At 75.0% G+C, this 14,413-nt stretch carries 12 protein-coding genes; 5 read left to right on the forward strand and 7 right to left on the reverse strand.

Features of this window, described 5'->3' with window-relative positions; translation table 11 throughout:
• Positions 1-43: 43 nt before the first annotated feature.
• Positions 44-166 (forward strand): hypothetical protein, encoded by a 123-nt coding sequence (locus FB476_RS17045; RefSeq protein ID WP_272949381.1) that lies wholly within the window; start codon positions 44-46, stop codon positions 164-166.
• A 699-nt stretch (positions 167-865) separates the two neighbouring features.
• Positions 866-1,984: a glycosyltransferase gene (locus FB476_RS00005; protein WP_141816957.1), complete on the forward strand. Its 1,119-nt coding sequence runs from the start codon at positions 866-868 to the stop codon at positions 1,982-1,984.
• Here FB476_RS00005 and FB476_RS00010 read toward each other — a convergent pair.
• The 7 genes from FB476_RS00010 to FB476_RS00040 all read right to left on the reverse strand — a co-directional run bounded on the left by FB476_RS00010 (position 1,954) and on the right by FB476_RS00040 (position 11,289).
• A complete protein-coding gene (locus FB476_RS00010; protein ID WP_141816958.1) occupies positions 1,954-4,149 on the reverse strand; it encodes a glycosyltransferase family 4 protein in 2,196 nt (731 codons plus the stop codon). The genes FB476_RS00005 and FB476_RS00010 overlap by 31 nt on opposite strands.
• Complete coding sequence (locus tag FB476_RS00015) at positions 4,146-6,620, reverse strand: glycosyltransferase family A protein (protein WP_141816959.1); 2,475 nt, start codon at positions 6,618-6,620, stop codon at positions 4,146-4,148. Before FB476_RS00015 ends, FB476_RS00010 begins: the two co-directional genes overlap by 4 nt.
• The gene (locus FB476_RS00020) at positions 6,617-6,991 is read right to left on the reverse strand and encodes a hypothetical protein (RefSeq protein WP_141816960.1); all 375 of its coding nucleotides are present in this window, start codon (positions 6,989-6,991) and stop codon (positions 6,617-6,619) included. Before FB476_RS00020 ends, FB476_RS00015 begins: the two co-directional genes overlap by 4 nt.
• Positions 6,992-7,063: 72 nt before the next feature.
• Positions 7,064-8,230 carry a glycosyltransferase gene (locus FB476_RS00025; RefSeq protein ID WP_141816961.1) on the reverse strand — a complete coding sequence of 389 codons (1,167 nt, stop codon included), beginning with the start codon at positions 8,228-8,230 and terminating at the stop codon, positions 7,064-7,066.
• On the reverse strand, positions 8,227-9,135 hold the full coding sequence (locus FB476_RS00030; RefSeq protein WP_141816962.1) for an ABC transporter ATP-binding protein: 909 nt from the start codon (positions 9,133-9,135) through the stop codon (positions 8,227-8,229). The genes FB476_RS00025 and FB476_RS00030 overlap by 4 nt, the downstream gene beginning before the upstream one ends.
• The gene (locus tag FB476_RS00035; RefSeq protein WP_141816963.1) at positions 9,122-10,033 is read right to left on the reverse strand and encodes an ABC transporter permease; all 912 of its coding nucleotides are present in this window, start codon (positions 10,031-10,033) and stop codon (positions 9,122-9,124) included. The genes FB476_RS00030 and FB476_RS00035 overlap by 14 nt, the downstream gene beginning before the upstream one ends.
• A complete protein-coding gene (locus tag FB476_RS00040) occupies positions 10,030-11,289 on the reverse strand; it encodes a nucleotide sugar dehydrogenase (protein WP_141819645.1) in 1,260 nt (419 codons plus the stop codon). Before FB476_RS00040 ends, FB476_RS00035 begins: the two co-directional genes overlap by 4 nt.
• A gap of 197 nt (positions 11,290-11,486) precedes the next feature.
• Here FB476_RS00040 and FB476_RS00045 point away from each other — a divergent pair, with 197 nt between their 5' ends.
• From FB476_RS00045 to wecB, 3 genes are all read left to right on the forward strand, one after another.
• The gene (locus FB476_RS00045; RefSeq protein WP_141816964.1) at positions 11,487-12,575 is read left to right on the forward strand and encodes a glycosyltransferase family protein; all 1,089 of its coding nucleotides are present in this window, start codon (positions 11,487-11,489) and stop codon (positions 12,573-12,575) included.
• Entirely contained in the window at positions 12,572-13,225 is a 654-nt protein-coding gene (locus FB476_RS00050) for a hypothetical protein (RefSeq protein ID WP_141816965.1), read from the forward strand. The genes FB476_RS00045 and FB476_RS00050 overlap by 4 nt, the downstream gene beginning before the upstream one ends.
• An 82-nt stretch (positions 13,226-13,307) precedes the next feature.
• Positions 13,308-14,411 carry a non-hydrolyzing UDP-N-acetylglucosamine 2-epimerase gene (gene wecB / locus FB476_RS00055; protein ID WP_238329479.1) on the forward strand — a complete coding sequence of 368 codons (1,104 nt, stop codon included), beginning with the start codon at positions 13,308-13,310 and terminating at the stop codon, positions 14,409-14,411.
• Positions 14,412-14,413: the final 2 nt, after the last annotated feature.

Consider the following 14,413-nt stretch of genomic DNA (forward strand, 5'->3'; position numbering starts at 1 on the left):
TCGTCGCGGAGGCCGTCGGGGTGCCCACCATCGACCCGACCGTGTGGATCTGCCCCGACCCTCGGCCTGCCCCGTGGCCATCGGGGGGCAGCTCATCTACCGCCAGGGCAGCCACATCACCGACACCTTCGCGCGCTCTCTGACCCCCTTCCGCACCGGGAGCTGAGCGAGCTCGGGCTCACGGCCGCCGAGGCCGGACGAGATCGCCCTGGACGAGGTGCCGGTCCGCGCGGCCGAGTAGACCTCGGGGACCCGGCGCGGCGGTGCGCTCGAGCGCCGCCGCGTATCGTCTGGGGCGTGGTTGATCTCAAGCGCTGGGCCGACCGTCTGCTGCGCCGCTCTGGCGCCCGACCCTCCTCCGGGAGCGAGCCGCCCGCTCCCCGGCCCACCGCGGGTCCGGTCGACCCCAGCTCGGACCCGACGGCGGCCCGCCTCGCCGCCCTGACCGAGGAGGGTCGGCACGCCGAGGCCCTCGCCCTCGTGGAGAGCGAGCTCGCGCGCCTCGAGCAGGAGGACGACCCGTCCCCCGTGCTGCTGCGCCAGCTGCAGATGAGCGCCGGCAGGGCCGGGGCGATCAGCCTGCACCTGCGCGCCCTGCGCCGCCGCCTCGAGATCTTCCCCGACGACCCGAGCCTGCTGCGTCAGCTGCGCACCCAGGGAGGGCGGTGGCGGGAGACGGACCCGAGCTGGCTGCCGACGATCGAGCCGGCCGTGCTGGGGTCGCTCCCCACCCGGCCCCGCCACAGCGAGCCCACCGGCCGGGTGCTGCACCTGGTCAAGATCGGTATGCCGCAGCGCCAGAGCGGCTACTCGATGCGGACGATGTACACGCTCACCGGCGAGCTCCGCGCCGGGCCTGTCCCCGGTGGCCGTCACCGCGCTCGACTTCCCACACACGGTCGGCGTCCTCGACGCCCCGCCGGTCGACGAGGTCGGGGGCGTCCGCTACGTCCACCTGCTCCGCGACGAGATCCCGTCGTCCGAGCCGTGGGACGCCTACCTCGACGCCTACGCCACGGCCCTGGCCCCCGTCGTCGCCGCGGAGGACCCCGACCTGATCCACGTCCACTCCGGCAACCGCGGCTACGAGGCCGCCCTGGTGGCGCTGGCCGTGGGCCGCGCCCTGGACCTGCCCGTGGTCTACGAGGTCCGCGGCTTCTTCGAGTCGCTGTGGAGCTCCGACACCGCCTGGGCCGAGCAGGCGGAGGTCTACCGGCGCCGCCACGCGCAGGAGGCCCGGTGCATGCGCGAGGCGGCCGCCGTGGTGACCCTCAGCGAGTCGATGAAGGACGACATCGTCGGCCGCGGCATCCCCGCCGAGCACGTGCACGTCGTGCCCAACGGCGTCGACCCGACCGTCTTCGTCCCCCGCGAGCGCGACGACGAGCTCACGGCCCGGCTGGGCCTGGAGGACCGGTTCGTCTTCGGCTACGTCTCCAACCTGGACCACTACCGCGAGGGCCAGGAGCTGCTCGTCGACGCGGCCGTCGAGCTGCGCCGCCGGGGCGTGCCCGCCACCGCGCTGATCGTCGGTGACGGCAACCGTCGCGAGCTGCTGGAGGCGCACGCCCGCGAGGTCGGCGCCGGCGACGCCGTGCACTTCACCGGCAAGGTGCCGCACACCGAGGTGGGCGACTACTACGCCCAGCTCGACGTCTTCGTGATCCCGCGCATCGACGAGCGCGCCGCCCGCCTCGTCACCCCGCTCAAGCCCTACGAGGCGATGGCCCTGTCGGTGCCGCTCGTCGTCTCCGACCTCCCGGCGCTGCGGGAGATCACCGGTGACGGCGAGCGCGGCGAGACCTTCACCACCGGTGACGCCCGCTCGCTCGCCGACGTGCTGCAGCGGCTGCACGAGGATCCCGAGCGCCGCGCCCGGCACGCCGCCACGGCCCGTGAGTGGGTCGTGACGGAGCGTGACTGGGCGCGCAACGGGGAGCGCTACGGGGCGATCTACTCCTCGGTGCTGACGCCCAGCAGCTGACGGTAGACCCCGTCCACGGCGTCGGTGATCCGGCTCCAGTCACGCTCGGCGACGACCCACTCCCGCGCCGAACGTCCCAGGCGGACCCGCTGCTCCGGGTCGTCCACGAGCTCGCCGAGCACGCGCGCCAGGTCGTCGGCGTCGCCCTTGGCGAAGAGGCGCCCGGTCACGCCGTCCTGGACGATCTCGGCCAGCGCCGCGACGTCGGAGGCGACGACGGCCTTCTCCATCGCCATGGACTCGAACGGCTTGATCGGGGAGATGAGCTCGCAGACCGGCAGCGGCTTGCGCGGGAAGGGGGTGATGTCGACCAGGGAGAGGTAGGCCTCCACCTCCTCGTGCGGCACGCGGCCGGTGAAGGTGACCAGGTCACCGACGCCCAGCTGCTCGACGGTGCGGTGCAGCGCGCGCTGGTGGGCGCCGTCGCCGACGACGAGCACGTGGAAGTCGTCGCGCTCGCGGCGCAGCCGTGCCACGGCCTCGAAGAGCAGGTCGAGCCCCTCGTAGTGGACCAGGCCGCCGACGTAGCCGATGATCGTGCGGCCGGCGAGCCCCAGGGAGGCGGCGAGCTCCTCGTCCCGCTCCCGCGGCTCGAACCGGGCGGCGTTGACCCCGTTGGGCACCACGGTGATGCGCTCGGGGTCCACGCCCATCTCCACCATCTGGCGGCCGAGCGCCTCGGTGATGACGAAGAGCGCGTCGGCCTCGCGGGCCACCGTGCCCTCGAGCAGGTCGAGGTAACGGCTGCGGGGCGACTCGGCGAAGCGGGGCTGCCGCGCGCTCTCCAGCAGCTGCTTGAGACCGCGCATCTCGTAGACGAAGGGCACCCCGACCTCGCGGGCGGCCAGCAGACCGGCCATGCCGACGTCGTAGAGGCTCGAGGCGTGGATCAGGCCCGCCCGCTTCTCCCGGGCGAGCTTCGCGATGCCGCGGGCGCCCTCCTCCACGTAGGGCACGAGCGGCGTGCGCGGGTAGGACCGCACCCCCTCGGTGAGCAGGCGGTGGTAGGGCACGCCGTCGACGACGTCCACGGGGGCGACGACCCGCTCGTCGTCGGCCTTCCACCACAGGTCGTAGGGGAAGCCGAGGCGGGTGACGGCGTTCATGTGCCAGCCGCGGTCGACCAGGCTGGTCAGGATGCCGTGGGAGCGGGTGGCGTAGCCCCCGGAACGCAGCGGCAGCGACTGGCCCAGCACCGAGACCACGCCGAGCGGGTCGACGTCGGTCGGCCGGGCGACGCTCCCCCGGACGGGAGGCGTCCAGCCCTCCACCATCGTGCGGGCCTCGTCCTGGCCCACCGCGACCATCGCCTCCAGCCTGGCCGTGGTCGCCGGGTCCTCGGTGCCCGTCCCGGCCCGGAGGGCCAGCTGCGCGGCCAGGCCGGCCAGCTCGCTCCAGCCCGTGCTGGTGGCCTTCTGCGCCAGGGTGCGCCAGGTCTCCGCGGGCACCGTCAGGGCCTGCTCGGGGGTGAGCCGGCGGAGCAGCTCCTCCAGGTCGTCGTAGCGCCGGGCCCCCATCAGGGCCCGCACCAGCCGGGGCGTGTCGGCGGGCCGGACCAGCGCCTCGGAGAGGATCTCCGCGAGGTCGGCGCCGCGCTCCACCTGGTCCCGCAGGCGCACCTGCAGGATCGCCTCGTCGACCGGCTCGAGGTCGAGCGCCGGATGCGTGCGGGCGATCCGCTCGCGCCACTCCACCAACCGGGGCAGCCGGCTCCCGTCGACGTGCCGCAGCGCCTCGGCGCTCTTGCGCACCGCGCCGTTCTTGGCGGGAGTGAGGCCGAGCAGGTAGTCGAGGGCCAGCTGGGCACGCTCGGTGTCGCCGGTCGCCACGGCGGCCCGGCGCAGGCGCAGGGCGTCGCCGGGGCCCGCGTAGCGCCGCTCGAGCCCGCGGACGTCGAGCTCGACCACCTTGTCGTGACGCTTGGCACGGGCGGCGGCCTGGGCCGCCAGCCGCCACACGCGCGGCGGGGCCTCCGGCCCCAGCTCTCCCTCGAGGTCGGCCAGGGCGCCCACCGGGTCCGTGTCGATCCGGCGGCGGGCGACCTCGACGCGGGCGTCCCGGCCGAGCCGCGCGAGCGGTCCGGGGCGCACGCCCCGCGGCAGGTGCCTCACCGCGGGCAGCAGCGCCGCTCGGACTCGGCGGGGGACGGATCGGACAAGGCTCATACGAGTGCTCCTCGAGCGGTCTCGGTCGGGGTGGTCAGGGTGCGGAGGGCCCGGGTCCAGGCCGCCAGCCGCGACCGCGGGACGGCGGCGGGCTCCGCGGTGCCCCGCAGCAGCTCGTCGACCGCGGCGGGGACGGCCGCGGGCGGGACGAGGCGGACGGGTGGGTCGGGCAGGTCGGTGGCGTCGGCGAGCGAGCCGGCCGCCTCGGGCGGGAGGACGCACGGCAGACCGGCGGCGAGCGCCTCCAGGGTCGCGACCTCGGCCGCGGCGTCCCAGGTGCCCTGGTAGACGAAGACGTCGAGGGACCCGAGGAACTCGCGCACGGTCATCCCGGTCCGGGCCAGCGACAGCCAGGACGGGGGCGGCAGCGGGCGCCCGAGGGCCGCGGTCGGGGTCTTCGTCCCGCGGAGCGACCGGACGTCGAGGTGCTCGCCGAGGTAGGCGTCGCGCACCTCGTCGGCGGTGCGCGGCCAGCGCGCCCGGGCGTCGGGAAGGTGGTGCCCGACGACGACGCGGTCCCCGCCGGGCACGCCGGTCCGCGGACGCGGCCGCGGCGGCGCGGCGTCGAGGTCGACGACGGTGGCGAGGCCGGCCGGGAGCAGCCGCTCCTGCGCGAGGAGCTCGCGCAGCTCCCCCGACGGCTCGCCCCGCACGGCCCACCGGGGGCGGTGGCCGAAGAGCTCCTGCGAGCGCTGCTCGACCGCGTCCACCGTCCAGCTCCCGGGAGCCGGCGGGGCGTCCGCGAGGACCAGGACCTCGTCCACGGCGAGGCGGGCCTCGGGCAGGTGGAGCAGGGCGGCCGGCCCGTCGACGACGAGGACCGCGGCGTGCTCGGGCTCGCCGGCGTCGGTCAGCGCGACCCGGCCGTCGACGACTGCGGCGCTGGCCTCGGCCAGCAGGTCGGGACGCGCGGCCAGGAGCGGGTCGGGCACCTCGACGTGGGCCAGCGCGACGCGCGGGCTCGTGCCGGCGAGCGCGGTCGCCAGTGCCGTGGTGGCCCGCGACCGCGGCTGGTCGGCCCGCAGGTCGCCCAGCACCACGACGTCGTGCTCGCGGGGCGTGGGGGGCGTCGCGGGACGGTCGGGGGCCCAGGTGGGATCGGGCAGGGGGAACGGTCGGCGGGATCCCGGCAGCACGGCGTCGGCGCGGTCGGCGGCGATCCGGCGGTGCCACTCGACGTAGAGGTCGCGGTAGGCCAGGCGGGTCCAGCGCGTCCACCCGGGGACGGCATCGGTGCGCGACAACGAGCCGCTGCGCAGCTGGGTGACGGCCAGCGGTGCGGGGTGGCGCAGGTCGCGGTGGCTGCCGGGGCGCACGGCCCTGAGCCGCAGCGGCAGCTCCATGTCGCCGGACTTGCGGGTGGCGTCGAAGCCGCCCACCAGGCGGACCGTCTCGAGCCGGTCGAGCAGCAGGGAGGAGGCGTTGAGCCGCTCCGGCGGGTAGCCGACGTAGGTCAGGGTGAGGTCGGGATAGGCACGCAGCGTCCAGGTGCGGCAGGAGACGAGGCCCGGCCGCTCCTGCAGGGCCCGGACCTGCGCCTCCACCCGCCGCGGGTGGGTCCAGTCGTCGCTGTCCTGGAAGGTGAGCCAGCGGCCCCGCGCGGTGCCCAGTGCCAGGTTGCGCGCCTCGTAGGTGCCGGCGTTGCGCGGGGCGCGGACCACGCGCACCCGCTCGTCGAGGGCCTCCACCTCCTCGAGCAGCGCCTCCGAGCCGGGGGGCGAGGCGTCGTCGACGACGAGCAGCTCGAGGTTGGTCCAGCTCGAGGCCAGGACGGAGCGCGCCGCCATGAGGATGTCGCGATCGGGGCGGTAGGCCGACATGAGCACGGTCACCAGCTCCCCGTCGACCGTGCTCCGCGGGGTGGCGGAGAGCCGCTGGTATGCCGTGTCGCCGTCGGGCAGGAGCTCCACCGGCTCGAGGTCGTCCGCGGCGTGGACCTCGTTGAAGGTCGCGGCCCACTCCCTCTCGGCCGAGGGGGAGACCGGGCCGGCGGCACCCTCCCGCCACGGGTTGGCCAGGTCGGTCCGCAGCGCCCACCGGTCGACGTCGGCCAGGCCGACACCGGGGTCGGCGAGCAGGGCCCGCAGCTCGTCGTCGCGGCCCAGCCGCAGCAGCAGCTGGGCCCAGGTCGTGACGGCGCGGCGCCCGAGCGCGGCCGCGGGGACCGTGCGGAGGAGGGCCGTGTAGACCTCGGCCGCACGGTCCCAGGCGTCGGGACGCGGACCGAGGGCCAGCACGCGGGCGGTGGCCGCGCCCCAGGCGGGGTCGAGGACCAGCGCCGGGTCGGCGGCGGCATCGGCGAGCAGCGCGTCGAGGGCGCGGGTCCCGCCGGTCGCGGCGCGCGCGAGGGTGTCGGCGGCGAGCGGGCTGCGGGTGCGCAGGGCGAAGCGTTCCATCGCCTCCACGACGTCCTCGCCGGGGGGCAGGGCACCCGCCGCCGCGGCGGCCAGGTCGTCGGGGGCGGAGGTCACCGCGGGTCGTCGCCGGCGGGCCGGGAGCCGGCGAGGGCGTCGAGGATCTCGACCCGGGCCCGCTCGGTGCCGGCCACCAGCCGGGCGCCGAGGGCGTCGACGCGACGCTCGAGGTCCTGCAGCTCGGCGCGGACCGGGTCGGCGGTCGCAGCGGCCTTCGGGGCGGAGACGGCGCGGCCGGCCCCCCAGGGGCCGAGCACCGCGAGCGCGGTGCCGAGGTGGAGCACGACGAGCCCGGTCACGGCCCCGGCCCACAGGCCGAGGACGGCGAGCACGACGGTGACGACGCCGACGGTGCCCAGGGCGGCGAGCACGGCGGTCGCGGGCACGCGGCGCAACGCCCGTCCGGCGGACGGTGCACGGTCAGCCATGGTCGTCTCCCTCCCGTCGACGCTGGTTCGTTCCCGACGGTCCAGCATGCCACGCCGGGACGGTGGGACCGGTCACGACCGTGCCCCTGCGTCGGCGACCTGCTGCAGCGCCGCCACGAAGGCCGGCGCCTGGGTCGACCAGTCGAGCCGCGCGAGGGCGTAGTCGTGGCCGCGTCGGCCCACCTCGCGGGCGAGGGCCGGGTCGTCGGCCCAGGCCAGCAGCTGCTCGACCGTCCGGTCGACGTCGCCGAAGGGCACGAGCACGCCGCCGCCGCTGCGCTCGACGAGCGACGTGGCGAGGGGCAGGGGGGTGCTGACGACGGGGATCCCCCAGGCCATGTACTCGACGATCTTGGTCGGCACGCTCGGCCGGAAGTTGGCGGTGTCGTGCAGAGGAGACAGGCCCGCCAGCGCGCCCCCGAGCATGGCCAGGGCGCGGTCGCTGGCGACGAAGCCCTCCCAGCGCAGGGCGCCCTCGTCACGGGCGGTGCGCAGCACCTCCTCGGCCTCCCCGTGGGCCGGTCCGACGACCTGGAGCACGACCCGGTCGCCGGCGACCGCCCTCAGGCGTCGGCCGATGGCGGCCAGCTCCCGGGCGCCACGCTCGACCGTGACGCTGCCGAGGTAGACGACGCGCAGGGCGCCGTCGGCGTCCGTCGTCGCGGCCGGGGGCGGATCTGCCGGGACGGTCGTGGTGTTGAGCACGACGGGGTGCTCGGAGCGGAACCGCGCGGCGTAGTGCTCGTCGGCGAGCAGGAGCGCCATGCGCCGCTCGGCCAGCCGCTCCACCCCGCTGACCGCCCGGGCGACCACGGGACGGAGCCGGTCCGGCACCCACGGCCGCACGCTGACGGCGGCCGCGGTGTCCTCGTGCACGTCCCACACGACGGGCGGCAGGCGCAGGCCCACCGTGGTCGGGACCAGCTCGGGGTCGTGGAGCAGGACGACGTCGTGGTCCGGCCCCAGCCGCCGGAGCAGCTCGCGCGCGGAGCGCTGGGCCGCGAGCCGGTGGCGACCACGGGCGCGCCGGACCTCGACCGCGGTCAGCCCGGGGACGGCGGCGTCGGGGGCGAGGTCGTAGTCCCCCCAGGGGGCGGCGTAGGTGACCTGCCAGCCCGCGGCGAGCAGCGCGGGGATCTGCCGGTGACGGATGCGCGCGTCGTGCGGGTGGTGCACGACGGTGACCACGAGTGCGCGCCGTCCCGTGCCGGGGGCGCGGGCCGGGTCCCCGCCCGTCACGAGTCCAGGCTCCGGTCCCAGCGCGCCAGGTAGGCCCGGGCCGCCTCGGGGCCCTCGGTCTCCTCGAGGCGCCGCGCCTCCTCGAAGCGTTCGCGCCACACGTGGCGGTGCTTGCCGTACTTGCGCGCGTAGAGGCCGTTGACCGCGACGGGATCGCCGTCGGCGAGCAGCCGGCCCTTGTCGATCCACAGCGCCCGCGAGCACATCGTCTGGATCGTCTTGTCGCTGTGGCTGACGATGAAGACGGTGCCCGCCTGCTCGCGGATCCGGGTGATCCGCTCGTTGGCCTTGGCGCGGAAGTGGGCGTCACCGGTCGACAGGGCCTCGTCGACGACGAGGATGTCCGGGGTGACCGCGGTCGAGATGGCGAACCGCAGCCGGGCGCCCATGCCGGAGGAGTAGGACGCCATCGGCAGGTCGAGGAAGTCGCCGATGTCGGCGAACTCGACGATGTCGTCGAAGGCGGCCCGGACCTGGCCGGGGGTGAGCCCGAGCGCCTGGGCGCCGATCCAGATGTTCTCGCGGCCGGTCAGCTTGGGCATGAGGACGGCGTTGACGCCGAGGAGCGCCGCCTTGCCGCCCAGCCAGAGCTTGCCGGACGTGGGCGGGACGAGTCCGGCGATGGTGCGCAGCAGGGTCGACTTGCCCGAGCCGTTGCTGCCGACGATGCCGATCGACTCGCCGCGGTAGGCGACGAAGGACACGTCGCGCACGGCGTGCACCTCGCGGCGGCCCACCCCGCGGGTGCTCCGGCTGAGCAGGCGCCGCAGGGCACCCTCCTCGTCGGACTCCTCCCGGCCCACGCCGTAGACCCGGTAGGTGATGCTGACGCCGGAGCACACGACCGACGGCACGCGGCCGTCCGCGTCGCCGCCGGGGGTCGGGGCGGTCTCAGGCGCGGCCATAGGTGCCCTCCGCCCGCCAGAAGACGACGAAGCCGGCGACGAGGAAGAAGATCGCCCAGCCGCCCGCGGCGATCCAGTCGGCGGCCCGGAGCGGCATGTCGCTCATGAGGGTCTGCCGCACGACGGTCAGGGCGACGGCGGCGGGCTGGTACTCCAGCAGCGGCCCGATCCACACCGGGGGGTCGTCGATCGCCGCCACCCGGGCCTCGATGGAGAAGAAGACACCGGAGACGTAACGGAGCAGCCGCACGATCAACGGCACCAGGTTGGCCAGGTCGCGGGCGGCGTGCACCACCCGCGACACGATCATGGCCATCCCCAGGCCCATCACCCCGACGATGCCCAGCGCGACCGGGAAGAGCAGCCACGACCAGGTGATCGGCTCCCCCGTGAGGACGGCGATGAGCAGCAGGACCAGGAACGCCGGGATGTTGGAGACGAAGTTCGAGAGCACCACGACGGCGGGCAGCAGCACCCGGGGGAAGGCCAGGGAGCGCATCATCGAGACCTTGCCGACCAGAGCCTTGGCCCCCGAGGTCAGCGCGGCTGAGAAGAAGACGAAGGTGAACAGCCCGATGGTCAGGAAGGCGATGAAGTTGCCCACGTCGCGCTTCAGGCCGAGCAGGACGCCGAAGATCAGGTAGTAGGCGACACCCAGCAGGATCGGGTTGAGCACGGCCCACACGAGGCCGAGGTAGTTGTCCCGGTGCTCGCTGACGAACTCGCCCCTGGCCATCGACCACGCGAGGTGGCGGTAGTGCCAGATGTCCTTGAGGTAGGCGCCCATCGAGGGCCTGACACCGACCAGACGAAGCCCGTGCCGGGCCGCGAGGGCCTCGGCCTCCTGCGCGGAGAGTGCCTCGGGGAGCCGGGTCGGGTCAGGCCCCAGGTCGGTCACAGCCGGTGGACCCTCTCGCCGGGCTGGACCTTGCCGCGGGTGTCGAAGAACAGGCGGGCGCCGGAGGCCAGGGCCGCCAGGTCGTACTCGCGGTGGTTCTGCACCAGGATCGTCAGGTCGGCCTCGGCCGCCGCGGACGCGGCGTCCTCCACGCGCTGGGCGTCCGGCACCGCGCGCCAGTCGGACACGTGCGGGTCGTGGTAGCGCACCACCGCACCCTTGGCCAGCAGCTGCCTGGCCAACGGCACCGCCGGCGACTCACGCTGGTCGGCGATGTTCGGCTTGTACGTCACACCCAGCAGCAGCACCGACGAACCCTTCAACGGCTTGGCCGCGGTGTTCAGCAGGTCCTGCGCCCGCGAGACCACGTAGGCCGGCATCTGGGTGTTGATCTCCTGCGCCAGCTCCACGAACCGGAACGGGTACCCCAGCTTCGCCCGCACATTGTGCGACAGGTAGTTCGGGTCGATCGGGATGCAGTGCCCACCCACGCCCGGACCCGGGTAGAACGCCTGGAACCCGAACGGCTTCGAGGACGCGGCCTCGATCACGTCCCACAGGTCGATACCCAGCTCGTGGCAGAACCGCGCCATCTCGTTCACCAACGCGATGTTGATGTGCCGGTAGGTGTTCTCCAGCAGCTTGGCCGTCTCCGCCTCACGCGTGCCCCGCGCCCGCACCACCGTGTCCACGAACGCGCCGTAGAACGCCGCCGCCGCGTCGCTGCACGCCGGGGTGTGACCACCCACCACCTTCGGGGTGTTCTTCGCCCCGAACTTCTCGTTCCCCGGGTCGATCCGCTCCGGGGAGAACGCCAGGTTGAAGTCCACACCCGCGACCAGCCCACCAGCCTCCAGCTTGGGCCGCACCACCTCGTCCGTCGTGCCCGGGTAGGTCGTGGACTCCAGGATCACCAGCATCCCCGGACGCAGGTTCCGCGCGACCGCGTCCACCGCGGACTCCACCGCCCGCAGGTCCGGACCACCCTCCTCCGACAACGGCGTCGGCACGCAGATCACCGCGACCTTCGCCTCGGCGATCCGCGACTCATCCGTCGTGGCCTCGAACCCCCCGGCGATCATCTCGGCGATGTCAGCGTCCGACAGGTCGTCCACGTGCGAACGCCCCGCGTTCAACGCATCGACCACGCCCGTGTTGATGTCGAAGCCCAGGACCTTCTTGCCCGCCCGGGTCGCCTCCTGCGCCAACGGCAGGCCCACATACCCCAGGCCGAGAATGACGGCGTCCACAGCCACAGTGGTCGTCTCCTTGATCGTCCGGCCGAGCCCCGCCGGGAGAGCACGCGCCACCCGGCCTGACCGGACGGCCGCCGCGTCGACCACACCCGCGCGCCTTCGGGCGCGGGCCGCCTCGCGCGGGCTCGCACGCCGAAGAGAAACGGCGCGCCCAGCATCATAACGGCCCGAACCGCCCGACATGCCATCATCGGGACATGCCCGACCCGACCACCGTGCTCCTGGTCTCCAGCAACGGCGCGGGGATGGGCCACCTCACCCGGCTCCTGGCCTACGGCCGGCGCCTCCCGGCCGACGTCCGTCGGCACGTGCTGTCGCTGTCCCAGGCCGTCCCCGCCGTCGCCGCCGACGGCGTGACCTGGGAGTACCTCCCCAGCCAGGGCGCCTCCGGCCTGCGACCCGCCAGCTGGCGGGCCCTCTTCGCCGACCGGGTCGCCGAGATCCTCGACCGGGTCGACCCCGACGTGCTGGTCTTCGACGGCACCCACCCCTACGCCGGGCTGGACGTGGCCCTGGCCTCCCACCCCCGCACCCGGGCGGTGTGGTCGAGGCGCGGCATGTGGAAGCCGGGCCGCAACGCCCCCCAGCTGGAGAAGTCGGCCTGGTTCGACAGCGTCCTCGAACCGACCGACCTCGCCGCGCCGGCCGACACCGGGGAGACCGTCCGAGCTGAGGCCGTGCGGGTGCGTCCGGTCACGCTCCTCGACCCCGACGAGCTCTCCGACCGCGCCACCGCCCGCCGGGCACTCGGCCTGCCCGAGGACGGCCCGCTGGCGCTGGTCTCGCTCGGAGCCGGCAACATCAACGACACCGACGACGAGGTGGGCGCCGCGGCCGCCGCCCTGCGCGAGCACGGCATCGGGGTCTGCGTCACCGCCCCGTCCATCGCCGAGCGGGCCTACGCCGGCTCGGGGGTGCACCTGGTGCGCCACTTCCCGCTCTCGCAGCACTTCGCCGCCTTCGACTACGCCGTCGTGGCCGCGGGCTACAACTCCTTCCACGAGACGCTGCGCTTCGGGGTGCCCGCGCTCTTCGTGCCCAACGACGCGACCTCCCTCGACGACCAGGTCGCGCGGGCCGGGCACGCCGCCGACCGCGGCTGGGCGCTGAGCGCCCGGACCCTCACCGACGGGCGGGCCCCGGACCTGGTGGGGCGGCTCGTCGAGCAGGGTCCCGGGATGGCCGCCCTGGCGCAGGCCGACGACCCCGGCAACGGCGCGGCCGACGCCGCCGCCGAGCTGCTGCGCGTCGCCGCGCTGCCGGCCCGTGGGACGGTGACCGCGTGAGCGAGCAGGAGCGCGCCCGGGCGGCCCGGGCCCGGCAGCAGCGGCTGGCCAGGTGGGCCCGGCGCACCCCCGCCTACCGCGTCGCCGTCGACCGCGTGCTCCCGGCCGTGCGCCGCAACGGCACGCTCAACGACGTCGTGTGGCGGGTCTTCACGCCGCAGGAGGGCGCTGGCACGCTCCCGGTGCCGCTGCACGGCGGGCGCTACCTCACCGGCCGGGACACCCTCCTGCTGCCCGTCGTCGGCGTCGTCGCCGTCGGGCTGGCCGAGGAGCAGGTCGACACGGTGGTCGAGCAGGTGGCGGACCTCCAGCGCCGGGACCTGGCCTTCCGACCTCTCCTCGTCCTCGACCGTCCGCTCTTCGCGGTCGCCCGCCGCCACGGCTACGTCGTCGAGGTCGTCGTGCCGCAGCACGCCTGGGCCGACCAGCCGCAGGGCGACCGCCCCGAGCCGGTCGCGTGGGAGGACTACCTGGGCCGCCGGCTGGCGGGCCTGGTCGACCACTACCAGCTCTGGCACCTCGCCCACGCCGGACCGCAGGGCCTCGCCCCCGTCGACCTGGCGGTCCTGCGAGCCCTGCCCGGCCGGCTGCCCGGCACGCTCGACGTCCGGGCGGCCGAGCCCGCTCCCGGCCCTTCCGACCCGGCGTGAGCCCCTCGCCGATCCGTCCCCCCGCCCGCCGCTGTGACAGCATGGCGGCCGAACCGCTCGTCCCTCCAGGAGGTCCCTCGTCGTGACCGGCTCCCAGCCGCTCGTGGTGCACATCACCGGTGCCCGACCCAACTTCCCCAAGGCCGCCCCGGTCATCGCCGCGCTCGGCGAGCTGCCCGTGCGCCAGCTGCTGGTCCACACCGGCCAGCACTACGACGAGAAGATGAGCGAGGTCTTCTTCCGCCAGCTCGGACTGCCCGAGCCCGATGTCAACCTCGGCGTCGGCTCCGGCTCCCACGGCGCCCAGACCGCCGCCATCATGGTCGGCCTGGAGGAGCTGTTCACCGAGCAGCGCCCCGACCTGGTCGTCGTCTACGGCGACGTCAACTCCACCGTGGCCGCCGCCCTGGTCGCCTCCAAGATGGGCATCCCGCTGGCCCACGTCGAGGCCGGCCTGCGCTCCTTCGACATGACCATGCCCGAGGAGATCAACCGCCTGGTCACCGACCGGCTCTCGGACCTGCTGCTCGTCACCAGCCCCGACGCGATCGCCCACCTCGGCAACGAGGGCGTGCACCCCGACAAGATCCACCTCGTCGGCAACCCCATGATCGACACCCTGCTGCGCCACCTGCAGGGCCTGGACACCGCCGGCGTCACCGCCGCCGTCGGGGTGGACGCCGCCACCCCCTACGTCGTGGCCACCCTGCACCGCCCGGGCAACGTCGACGACCCCGCCGACGTCGCCGAGCTCGTGCGCGCCGTGCACGCCGTCGCCGACCAGGTCCGCGTCGTGGTGCCGCTGCACCCCCGCGGCCGCGGCCGGCTGCAGGAGGCCGGGTTCATGGACCACGACAACCTGCTGGTCATCGACCCCCTCGGCTACGTCGAGTTCCTCGGCCTGGTCAACGGCTCGGTCGCCGTCGTCACCGACTCCGGCGGCGTGCAGGAGGAGACCACGGTCATGGGCGTGCCCTGCCTGACGCTGCGCCCCAACACCGAGCGCCCCGTCACCATCACCCACGGCACCAACCAGCTCGTCACCCGCGAGTCCCTGCCCGGTGCCGTCGCCGAGGTCCTGGCCGCCGGCCCCGCCGAACCCGGCACCACCCCCGTCCCGCCGCTGTGGGACGGGGAGGCCGGCCCCCGCATCGCGCGCGTGATCGCCCGCTTCCTCGGGATCTGACC

This window comes from Ornithinimicrobium humiphilum, from assembly GCF_006716885.1.
GTDB lineage: Bacteria > Actinomycetota > Actinomycetes > Actinomycetales > Dermatophilaceae > Ornithinicoccus > Ornithinicoccus humiphilus.

Excerpts from the sequence above, each read along its gene's own strand:
- FB476_RS00045 (WP_141816964.1), top strand. The coding sequence starts at position 11,487 with ATGCCCGACCCGACCACCGTGCTCCTGGTCTCCAGCAACGGCGCGGGG.
- FB476_RS00010 (WP_141816958.1), bottom strand. The coding sequence starts at position 4,149 with ATGAGCCTTGTCCGATCCGTCCCCCGCCGAGTCCGAGCGGCGCTGCTG.
- FB476_RS00030 (WP_141816962.1), bottom strand. The coding sequence starts at position 9,135 with ATGGCCGCGCCTGAGACCGCCCCGACCCCCGGCGGCGACGCGGACGGC.
- FB476_RS00020 (WP_141816960.1), bottom strand. The coding sequence starts at position 6,991 with ATGGCTGACCGTGCACCGTCCGCCGGACGGGCGTTGCGCCGCGTGCCC.